At 72.9% G+C, this 16,621-nt stretch carries 14 protein-coding genes; 13 read left to right on the top strand and 1 reads right to left on the bottom strand.

Annotation, left to right across the window (positions count from 1 at the left end):
• Positions 1-14: 14 nt before the first annotated feature.
• The 7 genes from JOD64_RS25975 to JOD64_RS26005 all read left to right on the top strand — a co-directional run bounded on the left by JOD64_RS25975 (position 15) and on the right by JOD64_RS26005 (position 9,730).
• Positions 15-956, top strand: a complete 942-nt coding sequence (locus tag JOD64_RS25975; protein ID WP_204944643.1) for a copper transporter — start codon at positions 15-17, stop codon at positions 954-956.
• Between the two features lie 82 nt (positions 957-1,038).
• Positions 1,039-1,905 carry a hypothetical protein gene (locus JOD64_RS25980; RefSeq protein WP_204944644.1) on the top strand — a complete coding sequence of 289 codons (867 nt, stop codon included), beginning with the start codon at positions 1,039-1,041 and terminating at the stop codon, positions 1,903-1,905.
• A 1-nt stretch (position 1,906) separates the two neighbouring features.
• Positions 1,907-3,592, top strand: coding sequence for a murein biosynthesis integral membrane protein MurJ (murJ, locus tag JOD64_RS25985; RefSeq protein WP_204944645.1), 1,686 nt, complete (start codon positions 1,907-1,909; stop codon positions 3,590-3,592).
• On the top strand, positions 3,589-4,758 hold the full coding sequence (locus JOD64_RS25990; RefSeq protein ID WP_204944647.1) for a glycosyltransferase family 4 protein: 1,170 nt from the start codon (positions 3,589-3,591) through the stop codon (positions 4,756-4,758). Before murJ ends, JOD64_RS25990 begins: the two co-directional genes overlap by 4 nt.
• Complete coding sequence (locus tag JOD64_RS25995; protein WP_239559654.1) at positions 4,758-7,214, top strand: hypothetical protein; 2,457 nt, start codon at positions 4,758-4,760, stop codon at positions 7,212-7,214. Before JOD64_RS25990 ends, JOD64_RS25995 begins: the two co-directional genes overlap by 1 nt.
• A 162-nt stretch (positions 7,215-7,376) precedes the next feature.
• The gene (gene pyrG, locus JOD64_RS26000) at positions 7,377-9,128 is read left to right on the top strand and encodes a CTP synthase (RefSeq protein WP_204944648.1); all 1,752 of its coding nucleotides are present in this window, start codon (positions 7,377-7,379) and stop codon (positions 9,126-9,128) included.
• The gene (locus tag JOD64_RS26005; RefSeq protein WP_204944649.1) at positions 9,125-9,730 is read left to right on the top strand and encodes an NUDIX domain-containing protein; all 606 of its coding nucleotides are present in this window, start codon (positions 9,125-9,127) and stop codon (positions 9,728-9,730) included. Before pyrG ends, JOD64_RS26005 begins: the two co-directional genes overlap by 4 nt.
• Positions 9,731-9,819: 89 nt before the next feature.
• Here the strand turns inward: JOD64_RS26005 and JOD64_RS26010 are convergent, their stop codons facing one another.
• Positions 9,820-10,092: a TM2 domain-containing protein gene (locus JOD64_RS26010; RefSeq protein ID WP_204944650.1), complete on the bottom strand. Its 273-nt coding sequence runs from the start codon at positions 10,090-10,092 to the stop codon at positions 9,820-9,822.
• Positions 10,093-10,385: 293 nt separating this feature from the next.
• Here JOD64_RS26010 and ald point away from each other — a divergent pair, with 293 nt between their 5' ends.
• The 6 genes from ald to JOD64_RS26040 all read left to right on the top strand — a co-directional run bounded on the left by ald (position 10,386) and on the right by JOD64_RS26040 (position 16,448).
• On the top strand, positions 10,386-11,501 hold the full coding sequence (ald, locus tag JOD64_RS26015) for an alanine dehydrogenase (RefSeq protein WP_204944652.1): 1,116 nt from the start codon (positions 10,386-10,388) through the stop codon (positions 11,499-11,501).
• A gap of 38 nt (positions 11,502-11,539) precedes the next feature.
• Positions 11,540-12,505: a site-specific tyrosine recombinase XerD gene (locus JOD64_RS26020; RefSeq protein ID WP_204944653.1), complete on the top strand. Its 966-nt coding sequence runs from the start codon at positions 11,540-11,542 to the stop codon at positions 12,503-12,505.
• 180 nt (positions 12,506-12,685) lie between these two features.
• Positions 12,686-13,609, top strand: coding sequence for a ParA family protein (locus JOD64_RS26025; RefSeq protein ID WP_030487987.1), 924 nt, complete (start codon positions 12,686-12,688; stop codon positions 13,607-13,609).
• A gap of 41 nt (positions 13,610-13,650) precedes the next feature.
• A complete protein-coding gene (locus tag JOD64_RS26030) occupies positions 13,651-14,673 on the top strand; it encodes a segregation and condensation protein A (protein ID WP_372434194.1) in 1,023 nt (340 codons plus the stop codon).
• Complete coding sequence (gene scpB, locus JOD64_RS26035) at positions 14,666-15,691, top strand: SMC-Scp complex subunit ScpB (protein ID WP_204944655.1); 1,026 nt, start codon at positions 14,666-14,668, stop codon at positions 15,689-15,691. The genes JOD64_RS26030 and scpB overlap by 8 nt, the downstream gene beginning before the upstream one ends.
• Positions 15,678-16,448 carry a pseudouridine synthase gene (locus JOD64_RS26040; RefSeq protein WP_179778442.1) on the top strand — a complete coding sequence of 257 codons (771 nt, stop codon included), beginning with the start codon at positions 15,678-15,680 and terminating at the stop codon, positions 16,446-16,448. The genes scpB and JOD64_RS26040 overlap by 14 nt, the downstream gene beginning before the upstream one ends.
• The last annotated feature ends 173 nt before the right edge of the window (positions 16,449-16,621 follow it).

Raw genomic sequence — 16,621 nt, forward strand, 5'->3', positions numbered from 1 at the left:
AAGAGGCTGCAAGCGTGATCAACTTCCGCTACCACGTGGTGTCCCTCACCGCGGTCTTCCTAGCTCTGGCGATCGGCCTGGTGGTCGGCACGGCCGCCCTCAACGGCCCGGTCGCCGATTCGCTCGAGGGACAGGTCACCGGGCTGCGAAAGGACAACCAGTACTGGCGCCAGCAGGTCAACAACATGGAGAAGCAGCTCGGGCTGGAAGAGGAGTTCGCCGAGGAGATGTCAGAGGTCGTCCTCCCGGGCACCCTGACCGGGCGGCGTGTGCTGGTGCTCACCCTGCCGAACGGGCGCGACCACACCGAGGGTGTGCTCAAGAAGCTCCAGCAGGCCGGCGCCACCGTCACGGGCCGCGTCGACCTGCAGGACAAACTCATCAACCCGGACAACAACTCCAACCTGCTGGAGTTGGCCGTCACCGCCGCCCGCCCGACGGCGCAGACCACCGGCCTGCCGGGTAACGGGCACGGGGTGGAGACCTCCAGCGCGCTGCTGGCCAGTGTCCTGCTCGACCGGGCCCAGGGCACCACACCGGTCAGCGACGCCGACCGGCGGGCGGTGCTCGCCGCGTACAACAACGCCGGGTACCTGACCACCGACAACAACAAGGTCACCGGCTCGGCGGAGGCGGTCGTCGTGGTCAGCGGTCAGCCGTACGTCGACAAGGACTCCGAGAAGCGGGACGAGTCGGTCGTCAAGATCGCCGAGCAGTTCGACCGTACCGGGTCGATCGTGGTGGCCGGGAACGGCTCCGCCGGCGGCAACCTGGTGTCCGTGGTCCGCGGTGACCCGGTGCTCGCCCAGACCATCTCCACGGTCGACAACGCCAACACCGTCCAGGGTCAGCTGGTCACCAGCCTCGCTCTGGTGCAGCAACTCACCGAGAAGAAGGCCGGCCAGTACGGCGTCGGCGACAACGCCGCGTCCCTGCTGCCTAGACTGCCCCAGTGAGCGAACGACGTACCCCCGTGTCCGTAACCGACGAGGCGGCGCGTGCGCGGCACGCGACGCTGAGGCACCGCAGGGCGGCGGCGTGAGGACGCTGGGCCGGCTGCTGCTCGCCGGTGCCGGCGCCGCGGCGGCCCGGTACGCGCTGCGCGAGGTGCGTACCTCCCCGGCCGGGCCCACGCTGGAACGCACGAACTTCCGCGGCCGCACGGTGACCCTGGCCGCCGGGCCGGCGCTCGCCGCCGGTGCGGCCGCCGCTGGCGCTTTCGGTGCCACCAGCGGGGCCGCCGGTGGGGCCGCCCTGGTCGCCGGCCTGGGTGCCGGTGGCGTCGGGCTGTACGACGACGTGGTCGGCGCCCGGCCGGAGCAGAAGACCGCCAAGGGCTTCGCCGGCCACCTCGCCGCGCTGCGCGAGGGGCGGGTCACCGCGGGCCTGGTCAAGGTCGTCGGGGTGGGTGCCGCCGGGCTGGGTGCCGCCGCGCTGCTCGCCGCCGACCCGCGGGTCGCCGCGCACCCGCGCCGGCAGCGCCACGGTGCCATTGGCCGGGGCGTCGACGTGCTGCTCGGCGCCGGCGTGATCGCCGGCACCGCCAACCTGCTCAACCTGCTCGACCTGCGGCCCGGCCGGGCCATCAAGTCCGGGCTGCTGCTCGCCGCGCCGCTGACCGGCGGCCCGCACGGCGGGATCGCCGCCGGCGCGGCCGGAGCCGCCGCCGGCCTGCTCCGCGACGACCTGGCCGAGGACGTGATGCTCGGCGACAGCGGCGCGAACGCCCTCGGGGCGCTGCTCGGCGTCGCGCTCGCCGCCCGCACCGGCCCGCTCGGTCGGGCCGGTCTGCTCGCCGTGCTCGCCGGCCTGACCGCCGCCAGCGAGAAGGTCAGCTTCACCGCGGTGATCCAGCGGACGCCGGGGTTGCGCGAGCTCGACGCACTGGGCCGACGCGCCGACTGACGTGACCAGACCGGCACCCCTCGCCGGCGCCGGCCGGCTGGCCGGAGCAGCCGCGCTCATCGCCGTCCTCACCGTGGCCAGCCGACTCGCCGGCTTCGGCCGCACCGCCGTGTTCACCTGGGTCGTGCAGCAGAGTGACCTCGGCGGCATGTACGTCATCGCGAACACCGTTCCGAACATCGTCTTCGAGATCGTCGCCGGCGGGGCACTGGCCAGCTTGGTCGTACCGCTGTTGGCCGGCGCGGTCGCGGCGGGGGATCGGCGAGCAGTGGCGGCCACCACAGGGGCCCTGCTGACCTGGACGGTGAGCCTGCTGGTTCCCCTCGCCGTGCTCGTCGTTCTGTTCGCCGATCCGATCATCTCGTTGATCAGCGATGGGCGCTCCGCGTCGGAACTCGCTGCCGGTGCCCGGATGCTGCGGGTGTTCGCCCCCCAGCTGCCGCTCTACGGGATCGGCATCGTGCTCACCGGCGTCCTCCAGGCGCACCGGCGCTTCGCCTGGCCCGTCATCGCGCCGCTGCTGTCCAGCCTCACCGTGGTCGTCGTCTATGTGGCATTCGGTGCCGCGCAGGGGCGGGGCGTGTCGGTGGCCCAGGTTGGCCGCGACGGCGAGTTGCTCCTCTCCGGCGGCACGACCCTGGGCGTGGTCGTGCTGTCCCTGTCGCTGATCATCCCGCTGCGCCGGCTGCGGCTGCGACCCCGGTTTGGCTACGCCTTCACCGGGGACGTGCGGGCGCGCATCGGTGGGCTCGCCACGGCCGGCGCGGTGACGGTGGCGGCACAGCAGGTCGCGCTGCTGGTGGTCCTCAACCGTGTCTCCGGCGGTCCCACCGGATCCCCGCAGGTGTTCAACCTGGCTCAGGCCATCTTCCTGCTGCCGTGGGCGGTCCTCGCCGTACCGCTGGCGGTGGCGGCCTATCCCACGCTGGCCGCCGCCAGCGCCGCCGGTGACGAGGACGATTACCGACGGACCCTCTCCGGCACGGTGCGTGGCGTGCTGCTCTTCAGCTGCCTGGGCGTCGCGGCACTGATCGGTACCGCGCAGCCGATCGCCGCCCTGTTCTACCCGGGTAATCCGGCGTCCACCGCGGCGGCCATCACCGGGTTCGCGCCGGGCCTGCTCGGCTACGGACTGTTCGCGGTCCTGTCCCGCGCGCTGTACGCGCGGGGCGACACCCGGCCGGCGACCGTGGCGATCACCCTGGGCTGGCTGGTCGTTCCGGCCGTGGCGGTGCCGTTGACGGTGCTGCTACCCACCGCCGACCGGGTGCTCGCGGTGACGTCCGCGAACTCGGTGGGGATGCTGGTGCTCGGCGCCCTGCTGCTCCTGGCGGTGCTGCGCAGCGCCGGCCGTCGCGCCCTCGCGGGCGCGGCACGGGCCGGGGCGGCCGGCGGTCTCGCTGGTGTGCTCGCCGCGCTCGCCGGATTGGGCCTCACCCGCTGGCTCGACACGCCGGGCGGCGGCACCCCGACGATGGTGGTGGCGTTCGGTCAGGGCATGCTGTCCGGGGTTCTGGTGGGGGTTGTGTTCCTCGCCGTGGTCTGGTTCGTCGACCGGCGCGACGTACAGCCACTGCTCGCCGGGGTGTTGCGGCGTCTGCGCCGGCGAGGGCCACGGGGTGGCGCGCCGACGCCCGCTGCGGGCTCCCCGGAGCGGGGCGACGGGAAGGAGACGGCGACTCGATGAGCGAGGCAAGTCTGCCTGCCGGCTGGTCGGGCACTGTCGCGTTGGTGCTCGCGTCCAGCACCGGCGGGGTCGGCCAGCACGTCCGTTCGGTGGCTCGTGGCCTCGTCGCGGGCGGCGCCACCGTCCTGGTCTGCGGGCCCGCCGCCACTCAGGAGCAGTTCGACTTCGTCGGTGTCGGTGCGCGGTTCGAGCCGGTGGAGATCCCGGCCAGCCCGACGCCGGCCGACGCCCGGGCGGTGCTCGCCCTGCGTCGGGTGCTCTCCGCCGCCCACGTCGACGTGGTGCACGCGCACGGTCTGCGGGCCGGGTTGGTCGCCGTGCTGGCCCGTCCCGTCGCCCCGCTGATCGTCACCTGGCACAACGCGGTGCTCGCGGGCGGACTGCGAGGCGGGGTGTCCCGATTCGTGGAGCGGGTGGTGGCCCGGGGTGCGCGGGTGGCCCTCGGTGCCTCCGCGGACCTGGTGCGACGCGCTGCCGCGCTGGGCGCCGCCGACGCCCGGCTCGCCCCGGTCGCCGCGCCGACGCTGCCCCCGCCCCGTCGACGCCCGGCGGCGGTACGCGCCGAGTTCGGCGTACGCCCGGACCAGCCGTTGATCCTCTCGGTCGGCCGGCTGCACCCGCAGAAGCGCTACGACGTGCTGATCGACGCGGCGGCCCGCTGGCGTACGCGTACCCCGCCGCCGGTCGTGGTGATCGCCGGCAGTGGGCCGGCCTATCTGCCGCTGGCCGCCCGGACGTCCGCGGCCCGCGCTCCGGTGACCCTGCTGGGGCACCGCACCGACGTGGCGGACCTGCTCGCCGGCGCCGACCTCGCGGTGGTGACCAGCGACTGGGAGGCTCGGCAACTCTTCGCCCAGGAGGCGCTGCGCGCCGGCGTACCGCTGGTGGCCACCGAGGTTGGTGGGCTGCCGGAGTTGGTCGGCGACGCTGCCACGTTGGTTCCCGCCGGCGACGTGGACGCGGTCGATGCCGCGGTGCGCGCGCTGCTGGACGATCCGGCGGCCCGCGCCGAATTGGGCCGCCGCGGCGCCGAACGGGCGGCGACGTGGCCGACCGAGACGGACACGGTGGCCACGCTGGCCGCCCTCTATGCCGAGGTGGCTGCGGACCGCACCGGTCCGGCGGACGCGCCGGACTCCGACGCCCCGAGAACGGGACACCGGTGATGCTGCGCCGAATCGCCCCCGCCCTGTTGACCGTGCTCGTGGTGGCGCTGGGTGTCACCGCGCTGGCCGCCCGCCCACCCCGGGGCGTCCCGCAACGCACCGCCGACTTCGTGGTGCTCGCCGGGGTCGCCGGGTTGCGCTGGGAGGACGTGGATCCGCAGAGCACCCCGACGTTGTGGCGGATGGCCCAGGACGGGTCGATCGGCTCGCTGTCGGTGCGGTCCGCGCACCGACCCACCTGCCCGGTGGACGGCTGGCTGACTCTGGGTGCGGGCAGCTTCGCCGCGTGGAACGGCAGCCGGGTCGCCGATGGGTGCCCGCCGGCCGGCGTGGCGGTGGAACAACCCGACGGCATCGGCGCGAACCTGCCCGACCAGGAGAGCGTGGTGCAGTACAACCAGCAGCGCCTATCCTGGGGTGCCGTGCCCGGATCGCTGTCGGAGTCGGTCCGCTGCTCCGTCGCGGTGGGCCCGGGTGCGGCCGTGGCGGCAGCCCGACCGTTCGGCCGGGTCGACCGGTACGCGTCTGCCCTGCCGGCCGACCCGCGGACGCTGCTCGGCTCATGCGTCCTGAGCATCGTCGACCTCGGCACGGTCGAGGGGACCGACCCGGCGTCGCGCGCCGAGGAGGCCCGGGCGGCGGACGCCCAACTGGCCCGGGTGTTGGCCGCGCGGCCACCACGGTCGTTGGTGCTGGTCGCGGGGATCTCCGATACCGCCCAGCCGTCGCGGCTGCACGTGGCGGTCGCCGACGGGCCGGGCTGGGAGCGGGGGTGGCTCACCTCGGCCAGCACCGGCCGGGACGGGTATCTGCAACTTGTCGACCTCGCGCCGACGGCGCTGGCGGCGCTGGGCCGGCCGATGCCGGAGCGACTCTTCCTCGGCCGTCCGGCGCTCAGCACCGGCGGTCGCCCCAGCGACCTGGCCGACGCGATCGACGCCCCGGGGGACGCCGACCGGGAGGCGTCCGCCCAGCGGCGCATCTCCGGCAGGTTCTTCACGCTGCTCGCCGTCGTGCAGGTGTTGCTGGCGTTGGCGATCCTGCCGCTGTTGCGCCGGGCCCGCCCGCACGCCGGGCCGGCCGGTCCGACGCCTGTCTCCGGGCGGATCGTGGCAGTGGTGGAGGTGCTGCTGGTCGCCGCGGCGTTGACGATCCCGGCGGCGCTGCTGGCCGACGCGGTGCCCTGGTGGCGGGGCGGGCACCCTGGATGGATCTTCGCCGGGGTGACCGCGCTGCTGGTGGCCGCCGGCACCGCGGCGGTGCGGTTCGCCCCCGGGTACGCGGGCACCCTCGGCCCGGTGGGTGCGGTGGCCGGTCTCACCACACTCGTCGTCGGGCTGGACGTGCTCACCGGGGCCAGCCTGCAACTCAACGGCGTGGTGGGCTACTCCGCGTTGCAGGGTGGCCGCTACGCCGGGCTGAGCACGGTAGGGCTGGGCGTGTTCCTCGCGGGCGCGTTGCTCACCGGGGGTTGGCTCGCGCAACGGGTGCACCGCAGCTGGCGGCCGGCGGTGATGGTGGCCGTGGGTGGCCTCGCCGTGGTGGTGGTCGGCAGCCCGTACCTGGGTGCCGACCCGGTCGGGGCGATCGCGCTCACCGCCGGGGTGAGCGTCGCCGCCGTGATCAGCGCCGGCGGCTGGTTGACGATCAGCCGGCTGGCCTGGGCCAGCATGGCCGCCCTGGCGGTCGGCATCGGCTTCGCCGTGGTGGATCTGCGCCGCCCGGCGGCGGAGCGGGGCAGCCTGGGTCGGTTCCTGTCCGCGCTCAGCGACGGCACCGGCGGGTTCACCGTGCACCGATCCAGCACGGAGAATTTCGAGACGTTGGTCAACAGCCCGCTGACCGTGCTGGCGTTGGCCGGTGGGTTGTTGGTGTGGTTCGCCCTGTTGCAGCCGTGGGGTGGGCTGATGCGGTTGTTCGGCATCTACCCGGCGGTCCGGGCCGCGTTGGCCGGCACCGTGGTCGCCGCGGTGCTCGGTGGTGTGCTCGACGGTGCGGCGCTGGACGTGATGGGCGCTGCCGCCGCGCTGGTGGTGCCGATGGCCGCCCTGGCGTCGCTGCGGGTCCTCGGGCACGCCGCCGACCGGACCCGCCCCGTGGCGGGCCGCTCCCGGGCGGATGACGCCGACGACGACTCGGGCACGGGCGGGGTTGGCCCGGCCGCCGGGGGTGGCGGTCCGACCGGTGGTGGGGGGCCGCTGGGCGCGGTCCACCCCCGTCCGATCAGCGGCCCGCCCGCGGGCGCACCAGAGACGGTCGCGCCGCCGCAGGCTCCGGTCGACACCGACACCGACACCGACACCGACACCGACGACGGCCCGGCGGAGCCGACCGCGAGCGGGTCGACCGACCCGGCGGGGCCGACCGGGAGCGGGTCGACGCCGGACGCCGCGCCGACGGTGCCGGTGCCGCCCCGGCAGGTCACCCGATCATCGAACGAGGTTGCCGCTTCCTGAGCGTCGGGCCTCCTCCGGGTGGCCCAGCGGTGTCGCAGCCGGGTGCGGCCTGCGGGTACCCGCCCGGGAGGTGTTACCGTCAAATCCCGTGGATCGCGTGATCACTTTGTTGATCAAGCACGGCGGTCTGCATGACCGCGACAGACGACACGGGAGCAGGCCTTGGCCCCATCAGCACGGACGACCAGGCACATTTTCGTCACCGGGGGCGTTGCCTCCTCGCTGGGTAAGGGCCTCACCGCCTCCAGCCTCGGCAACCTGCTGACCGCGCGCGGGTTGCGCGTGGTGATGCAGAAGCTCGACCCCTACCTGAACGTCGACCCGGGGACGATGAACCCGTTCCAGCACGGTGAGGTCTTCGTCACCGAGGACGGCGCCGAGACCGACCTCGACGTCGGGCACTACGAGCGTTTCCTGGACCGGGCGCTGTCCGGTAAGGCGAACGTCACCACCGGCCAGATCTACTCCGATGTGATCGCCAAGGAGCGCCGGGGTGAGTACCTGGGCGACACCGTCCAGGTCATCCCGCACATCACCAACGAGATCAAGTCGCGGATCCTGGCGATGGCCGACCCGGACGAGGACGGCCAGCTCCCCGACGTGGTGATCACCGAGGTCGGCGGCACGGTCGGCGACATCGAGTCGCTGCCGTTCCTGGAGGCGATCCGCCAGGTCCGCCACGACCTGGGCCGGGACAACTGCTTCTACCTGCACGTCTCGCTGGTGCCGTACCTGGCGCCGTCGGGGGAGCTGAAGACCAAGCCGACCCAGCACTCGGTGGCGCAGCTGCGCAACATCGGCATCCAGCCGGACGCGATCGTGCTGCGGTGCGACCGGGAGATCCCGGTGAAGCTCAAGGAGAAGCTGTCGCTCTACTGCGACGTGGACACCGAAGCGGTCGTCGCCGCCCCGGACGCCCCGAGCATCTACGACATCCCGAAGGTCCTGCACCGTGAGGGGCTCGACGCGTACGTGGTGCGTCGGCTCGGCCTGTCCTTCCGGGACGTGGACTGGGCCAACTGGGACGACCTGCTGGAGCGGGTGCACCGGCCCCGGCACACGGTCACCGTCGCGGTGGTCGGCAAGTACGTCGACCTGCCCGACGCGTACCTGTCGGTCAGTGAGGCGATCCGGGCGGCCGGGTTCGGCCACCGGGCCCGGGTGCAGCTGCGCTGGGTGCCCAGCGACGAGTGCATCACCCCGGCCGGCGCCGCGGCGGCCCTGGCCGGCGTGGACGGCATCCTCATCCCCGGCGGCTTCGGCGTCCGCGGCATCGAGGGCAAGATCGGCACCGCCCGGTACGCCCGGGAGAACGGCATCCCGCTGCTCGGCCTGTGCCTCGGTCTGCAGTGCATGACCATCGACGTGGCCCGGCACCTGGCCGGCCTGGACGGCGCCAACTCGTTGGAGTTCGACGAGCAGGCCGCGCACCCGGTCATCGCCACCATGGCCGACCAGGAGGACATCGTCGCCGGCAAGGGCGACCTGGGCGGCACCATGCGGCTCGGGGCGTACCCGGCGACGCTGACCGAGGGTTCGATCGTCGCCGAGGCGTACGGCAGCACCGAGATCAGTGAGCGGCACCGGCACCGGTACGAGGTGAACAACGCCTACCGGGACGCGTTGACCAAGGCGGGTCTGCACATCTCCGGCACCTCACCGGACGGCCGGCTGGTGGAGTTCATCGAGCTGGACCGGGGCCTGCACCCGTTCTTCGTGGCCACCCAGGCACACCCGGAGCTGAAGAGCCGCCCCACCCGTCCGCACCCGCTGTTCGCGTCGTTCGTCAAGGCCGCGGTGGCGTACTCGCAGGCCGACCAGTTGCCGGTCGACCTGGACGTGGCGGCGGAGGCCCCGACGACGCGCAAGGCCGCCCGCAACGGCGCCGCGACGAAGGCCGCGTCCACCTCGTGAGCAACCTTGAGCACCGCTACGAGGTGCGCTCCCGCGAGGAGCGTTACCGGGGGCGGATCTTCGACGTGGTCACCGAGGAGGTGACCATGCCGGGCGGCGGGACCGCACTGCGGGACCTCGTCCGGCACGTCGGGGCGGTGGCCGTGGTGGCGCTCGACGACGCCGGCCAGGTGGTGCTGATCCGGCAGTACCGGCACCCGGTCGGGCGGCACCTGTGGGAGCTGCCCGCCGGGCTGATGGACGTCTCCGGCGAGGACCTGCCGGCGGCGGCCCTACGGGAGCTGGCCGAGGAGGCCGACCTCACCGCCGGGCGGGTCGACGTGCTTGTGGACCTGCACAGCTCGCCGGGGTTCACCAACGAGATCGTCCGGGTGTTCCTGGCCCGCGACCTCGGCGACGTGCCGGCCGACGAGCGCCACGAGCGCCGCGACGAGGAGGCCGACCTCCAGGTCGTCCGGATCGACCTGGACGAGGCAGTCGCCATGGTCCTGGCCGGTGAGATCACCAACGCGTCCGCGGTGGCCGGGCTGCTGGCCGCGGCCCGCGCCCGGGACACCGGTTGGTCGGCGCTGCGTCGGGCGGACGCGCCGCTGCCACGCTGAGCAACGTCGCCGGTCCGCACCGGCGAGGGTGTACGCACAGAGGGGCCCCGCGGTCGATCGCGGGGCCCCTCTGTCGTCGGTGTGGTCGGTCAGTCGCGCAGCGGGCGGCCCTGTGCGTCCGTGCCGCCGTTGACCAGGACGAGGATGCCGTCGATCAGGCCCCAGAGGGCGCCGAAGCCGCAGGTCACCAGGCTCACCACGAGCTGGAGGATCGCGATCTTGGTGTGTCCGGTGTAGAACCGACCGGCGCCGAAGGTGCCGAGCAGGATGCCCAGGATGCCCGCGACGACCTTGCTCTTGTCGGAAAGGCCCTGGGGGTATCCGGGCGGGGGGTACCCGGGCTGGTATGGAGGAGTGGTCATGCGCGGACACATTAGTGATCGAGTCTTGCGCTGTCCGCACCGCCACCCAGTAGATGGGACGATAGTGGTGCAACAGTGTGCGGACGGCTGAGGCGGTGATCCACCGGCGAATCCGGGTGCTGCCCTGACACTCCGTCAGGACACCCGGGCACCGGATGCCACTGTGCTGGCTCGCGGCGGCACCGGACGCGCCTAGACTGCCGCCGGCGGGACCGGTGGACCGCGGTGGCAAAGGGGCCATTGCGGCACCGAGCAGTCGGGGGTGAGCAGCCCCGAAGAGAGGTGTCTGCATCGTGAAGGTCGGAATCCCACGCGAGGTCAAGAACCACGAGTACCGCGTGGCGATCACGCCAGCGGGCGTCAACGAGTTCACCCGCGGCGGTCACGAGGTCTTCGTCGAGGCCGGTGCCGGGGTCGGCTCCAGCATCACCGACGAGGAGTTCGCCGCCGCCGGCGCGAAGATCCTCGCCACCGCCGACGAGGTGTGGGAGACCGCCGAGTTGGTGCTCAAGGTCAAGGAGCCGATCGCCGAGGAGTACCACCGGATGCGTGCCGGGCAGGTGCTCTTCACCTACCTGCACCTGGCCGCCTCCAAGGAGTGCACCGACGCGCTGATCGACCGCAAGGTCACCGGCATCGCGTACGAGACGGTCGAGTTGCCCGACCGGTCGTTGCCGCTGCTCGCCCCGATGTCCGAGGTGGCCGGCCGGCTCGCCCCGCAGGTAGGCGCCTTCTACATGATGCGTACCGGCGGCGGGCGCGGTGTGCTGCCCGGTGGTGTCTCCGGGGTCTACGCGGCCAAGACCGTGGTCATCGGCGCCGGCGTCTCCGGTCTGAACGCCGCCGCGATCGCGCTGGGCCTGCAGTCCGAGGTGCTGCTGCTGGACAAGAACGTCGCCCGGCTGCGGTCGGCCGACGCCATCTACCGTGGCCACCTGCAGACCGTCGCGTCCAACGCGTACGAGGTCGAGCGGGCGGTGCTCGACGCCGACCTGGTCATCGGCGCGGTGCTGGTGCCCGGTGCGAAGGCCCCGAAGCTGATCTCCAACGAGCTGGTCTCCCGGATGAAGCCGGGCAGTGTGCTCGTCGACATCGCCATCGACCAGGGCGGCTGCTTCGAGGACTCGCACCCCACGACCCACGCCGACCCGGTCTACAAGGTGCACGAGTCGATCTTCTACTGCGTCGCGAACATGCCCGGCGCAGTGCCGAACACCAGCACGTACGCCCTGACCAACGTCACCCTGCCGTACGCGCTGGAGTTGGCCAACCACGGTTGGCGTGAGGCGCTGCGCCGCGACCCGGCGCTGGGCCTGGGCCTGAACACCCACGACGGCCACGTCACCTACGGCCCGGTCGCCGAGGCGCACGGCATGGACGTGCTCCCGCTGGCCGACGCGCTGGCCTGAGCGGCGGCGGGCTGACCGGCAGCACGGACGGCGCCGGCGTGGGCGAACAGCCCACGCCGGCCCTGCGCCGTGCCGTGCGCGGCTACCTCGACCACCTCACCGTCGAGCGTGGTCTGTCGGCGAACACGCTCGCCTCGTACCGCCGGGATCTGGACCGTTATCTCGCGACCCTGGCCGATGCCGGCGTCGCCGACCTCGCGTCGGTCGGCGCCGGCCTCGTCGAGTCGCACCTGGCGCGGCTGCGCACCGGCGACGACACGCACCCGCCGCTGGCGGTCTCCTCTGCCGCCCGCGCGGCCAGCGCGGTACGCGGTCTGCACCGTTTCGCCATGCGTGAAGGGCTGGCCGGCGCCGACCCCAGCCGCGACGTCCGCCCACCCACCCCACCGCGCCGGCTGCCCCGGGCGTTGCCGGTCGACGACGTGGTCCGGCTGCTGGACACCGCCGGCCCGATCGCCGCGACCGGCGAGGACGCGCCCCTCACGTTGCGCGACCGGGCGCTGCTGGAGTTCCTGTATGGCACCGGCGCGCGGATCTCCGAAGCGGTCGGCGCCGCCGTGGACGACCTGGACACCGACGAGGGCACCGTGCTGCTGCGCGGCAAGGGCGGCCGGGCGCGGCTGGTGCCGATCGGTGGGTACGCCGTCGACGCGGTGCGCGCCTACCTGGTCCGGGCCCGTCCCGGCCTGGCCGCCGCCGGTCGGGGCACCCCGGCGGTCTTCCTCAACGCCCGCGGCGGCGCGTTGACCCGCCAGGGCGCCTGGGGCATCCTGCGCGGCGCCGCCGGCCGGGCCGGGCTGCCCGTCGACGGGCCCGCCGCCGTCTCCCCGCACACCCTGCGCCACTCGTACGCGACCCACCTGCTCGACGGCGGCGCCGACGTCCGGGTGGTCCAGGAGTTGCTCGGCCACGCATCGGTGACCACGACGCAGGTCTACACGTTGGTCACCGTCGAGCGGCTGCGCGAGGTGTACGCCACCGCCCACCCGCGCGCCCGCGGCTGACCCCGGTCGCGGTCGGCTCCGACACGCCGGGCCGGTGCCGAACCCCCTGCTGGTCGGTGGCGTACAGTCGGCATCGGCGCGGACCTCCTGGAGCGAGACGACCGGGGTGCGCAGCGGCGCCGCGAAGGACGTCGGACGGCTCCGGCGCCGGGTGGGTCGTCGGGAGGGGGCAACGAGCACATGGCTGGCAACGGTGACCGTGCCGAGACCTGGACGTCGGAGCTCCGCGAGCAGCAGGCCACGCTCGGCGCGGACCTGGGTCCTGCGGACCCGGCTGCCTACACGATGCGCAAGCCCATCCCTGAGCCGATGCCGACCGACCGGCACGGCCCGGCGCGCATCATCGCGATGGCCAACCAGAAGGGCGGCGTCGGCAAGACCACCACCACCATCAACCTGGGCGCGGCTCTGGCGGAATACGGCCGCAAGGTGCTGCTGGTCGACTTCGACCCGCAGGGCGCCCTCTCGGTGGGGTTGGGGGTCAACCCGCACAACCTCGACCTGTCCATCTACAACCTGCTCATGCAGGACGACATCATCGCCGAGGACGTCGTCATCAAGACCGACGTCGCGGGGCTGCACCTGCTGCCGGCCAACATCGACCTCTCCGCCGCCGAGATCCAGCTCGTCAACGAGGTGGCCCGGGAGATGGCCCTGGCCCGGGTGCTGCGCACGGTCCGCAAGGAGTACGACTACATCCTGATCGACTGCCAGCCCTCGCTCGGCCTGCTGGCGATCAACGCGCTGACCGTCGCGCACGGCGTGCTCATCCCGCTCGAGTGCGAGTTCTTCAGCCTGCGCGGTGTGGCGCTGCTGCTGGACACCATCGACAAGGTGCGCGAGCGGCTCAACTTCGACCTGGAGCTCGAGGGCATCCTCGCCACCATGTACGACAGCCGCACCACGCACTGCCGGCAGGTCCTGCAGCGGGTGGTGGAGGCGTTCGGTGACAAGGTCTACCAGACGGTCATCACCAAGACGGTGAAGTTCCCGGAGTCCACGGTGGCCGGTGCCCCCATCACGACGATGGACCCGGCGTCCTCCGGGGCGCGTAACTACCGTCAGCTGGCCCGCGAGGTGATCGCCGCCCAGTCGGAGCGGTAGCCGGAACGCCCGGTGCCCGCCTCGTGGACTACGGTCGTCCGGTGACCGCGCCACCCCTCGACCCGCCCGAGACCGCCGCTGCGGCCGTGGTCGACGGTGTGCCGCCCGCCGACCCGGTTGCCACCGGTTTCACGGTGCGGCTGGCCAACTTCACCGGCCCGTTCGACCTGCTGCTGCAACTGATCGGCAAGCACAAACTCGACGTCACCGAGGTGGCCCTGCACACGGTCACCGACGAGTTCATCGCCTACATCCGGGCCATGGGCGACGACTGGGACCTGGACGAGGCCAGCGAGTTCCTGCTCATCGCCGCGACCCTGCTCGACCTGAAGGCGGCCCGGCTGCTGCCCTCCGCCGAGGTGGAGGACGAGGCCGACCTCGCCCTGCTGGAGGCCCGGGACCTGCTCTTCGCCCGGTTGCTGCAGTACAAGGCGTACAAGGAGGCGGCGGCGCACATCGCCGAGTTGGAGGCGGTCGGCGGTCGTCGGTACCCGCGGGCGGTCAGCCTGGAGGCCCGCTACGCCGAGGCGCTGCCCGACCTGGTGCTCGGCATCGGCCCTCAGCGCCTGCTGAAGCTGGCCGTGAAGGCGATGACCCCGAAACCGGTGCCGGAGGTCTCCATCGCCCACGTGCACATGGTCCGGGTCAGTGTCCGCGAACACGCGGCGATCATCAGCGCCCGGCTGCGCCGGGCCGGCACGGCCACGTTCTCGCTGCTCTGCGCCGACTGCGAGGCGACCCTGGAGGTGGTGGCGCGGTTCCTCGCGCTGCTGGAGTTGTATCGGGAGGGCCTGGTGTCGTTCGTGCAGGAGCAGGCCTTGGAGGAGTTGACCGTGCGCTGGACCGGCCCGGCCGACGGCGACACCGACCTGCACGTCGACGAGTACGCCGGCACCCCGGCCGAGTCGGCGGTGGCCGCTGGGTCGATGGGGGCCGAGTCTCTGGAGGCTGAACCTTTGGCTGTTGAGTCTCTGGCTGTCGAGCCGGACGAGGGCAGCGTGTCGTCGGGGGAGGCCGGGGGATCGGACGGGACGGGAACGACGGAGGGTGCTGGGGATGAGTGACGAGGAACGCCGGGACACCGGGGATTCCCTGGCCGATCAGGCCGCCGCCTGGATCCCCCCGTGGGAGCGCCCCCGCCCGCCCGCTCCCACCACCGCCGACGACAGTGCCGCTGACGACTTCACCGCTGACGACAGCGGTGCCGACGACGTGCCGCCGGAGACGTCCGTCACCGCTGCGGCTGGTGGTGTCTCACCCGTTGTTGGGGCAGATCGTGGAGCGGATCCTCAGCCGCAAGAGCCGCAAGAGCCGCAAGAGCCGCAAGAGCCGCAGGAGCCGGAATCGTCGGACGAGCCGGGTGAGCCGACGGAAACCGTCGAGTCGCCAGAGCCTGCTGTTGTCGGCGAGCTGGGCGGTGCCGGTGGGGACGGGGCCGGCAGCGTAGGGGAGGCGGCGGAGGCGCAGGCCGTACCCCGACGGCAGCCGACGGGCCGGCGGCGGGTGCCCGTCGCGCCGGAGCCTGCGCCCGAATTGTCCGACGCCGAGTTGCGTGGTGCCCTGGAGGCGATCCTGCTGGTGGTCGACGAACCGGTCAGCGAGTTGGTCCTGGCGCAGGTGCTGGAGCAGCCCGCCGAACGGGTCGGGCCGATGCTCGACGAGATCGCCGCCAGCTACACCGCGGCGGGGCACGGGTTCGAGCTGCGCCGGGCGGCCGGCGGGTGGCGGCTCTACACCCGGCCGGAATACGCTACCTACGTCGAACGGTTCGTGTTGGACGGGCAATCGGTGCGGCTGACCCAGGCAGCGTTGGAGACGCTCGCCGTGGTCGCCTACAAGCAACCGGTGACCCGTTCGCGAATCTCAGCCATCCGGGGTGTGAACTGCGACGGGGTCATCCGTACGCTGGTCACCCGCGGCCTCGTCGAGGAGTGCGGCACCGAACAGGACAGCGGGGCGTTCCTCTACCGGACCACCACGCTGTTCCTGGAGAAGCTCGGGCTGAACACCGTTGACGAGCTGCCGCCCCTCGCACCCTTCCTGCCCGACGACGTAGAAGAGCTTGCTGATGCGACCCGATAACCGTTCCCCCAAACCCGACGCCCCTGTCTTCGAGGGGGCTGAGCGCCTGCAGAAGGTGCTCGCCGCCGCCGGCGTGGGGTCCCGGCGTGCCTGCGAGGACCTGATCTTCCGCCGCCGGGTCACCGTGGACGGGCGGGTCGCCAAGCTCGGCGACAAGGTCGACCCGGCCACCGCCGTGATCCACGTGGACGGCGAGCGCCTCCAGGTCGACGTCCGCCTGGTCTATGTGGCGATGAACAAGCCGCGCGGCGTGGTCACCACCATGGCGGACGAAAAGGGACGCAACGAGCTGTCCGACTTCATCGGCGCCCGGCTGGAGCAGCGGGTCTACCACGTCGGGCGGCTCGACGCGGACAGCGAGGGCCTGCTGCTGCTCACCAACGACGGCACCCTCGCGCACAAGCTCATGCACCCCTCGTACCAGGTGCTGAAGACCTACCTCGCCGAGGTGGTCGGGCCGATCCCGCGCAACCTGAGCAAGCGGCTGCTGGCCGGGGTCGAGCTGGAGGACGGGCCGGTCAAGGTCGACTCGTTCAAGGTGGTGGACACGCTCGGCAAAAGCGCCCAGGTGGAGCTGAGCCTGCACGAGGGACGCAAGCACATCGTCCGGCGGCTGATGGAGGAGGTCGGCCACCCGGTCACCCGGCTGGTGCGTACCTCGATCGGGCCCATCCGGCTGGGTGACCTGCGCACCGGGCGGATCCGGCGGTTGACCAACGCGGAGGTCGCCGCCCTGTTCAACGCGGTGGGTGACTGACCCCGGCATCCGGGGTACGGCAGCCGGTAGGCTCCGCAACGGCCGAGACGCGGCCGCGGGGGTGGCGTGGGTCGCCTCCGGCGGTGTCGCGCGCGGGTCCGCCAGGGACCCGGGCATGATTGATGACGATGGACAACCGCTTGCGGCGCCAGATCACCGGGCGATCCGTGAGG

This window comes from Micromonospora luteifusca (genome assembly GCF_016907275.1).
In the GTDB taxonomy this organism is placed as follows: Bacteria; Actinomycetota; Actinomycetes; order Mycobacteriales; family Micromonosporaceae; genus Micromonospora; species Micromonospora luteifusca.

Bases quoted from the DNA above. Each gene is read 5' to 3' on its own strand.
- JOD64_RS26040 (WP_179778442.1), top strand. From the start codon at position 15,678: ATGCGACCCGATAACCGTTCCCCCAAACCCGACGCCCCTGTCTTCGAG.
- JOD64_RS26025 (WP_030487987.1), top strand. From the start codon at position 12,686: ATGGCTGGCAACGGTGACCGTGCCGAGACCTGGACGTCGGAGCTCCGC.
- JOD64_RS25995 (WP_239559654.1), top strand. From the start codon at position 4,758: ATGCTGCGCCGAATCGCCCCCGCCCTGTTGACCGTGCTCGTGGTGGCG.
- scpB (WP_204944655.1), top strand. From the start codon at position 14,666: ATGAGTGACGAGGAACGCCGGGACACCGGGGATTCCCTGGCCGATCAG.
- JOD64_RS26010 (WP_204944650.1), bottom strand. From the start codon at position 10,092: ATGACCACTCCTCCATACCAGCCCGGGTACCCCCCGCCCGGATACCCC.
- JOD64_RS25990 (WP_204944647.1), top strand. From the start codon at position 3,589: ATGAGCGAGGCAAGTCTGCCTGCCGGCTGGTCGGGCACTGTCGCGTTG.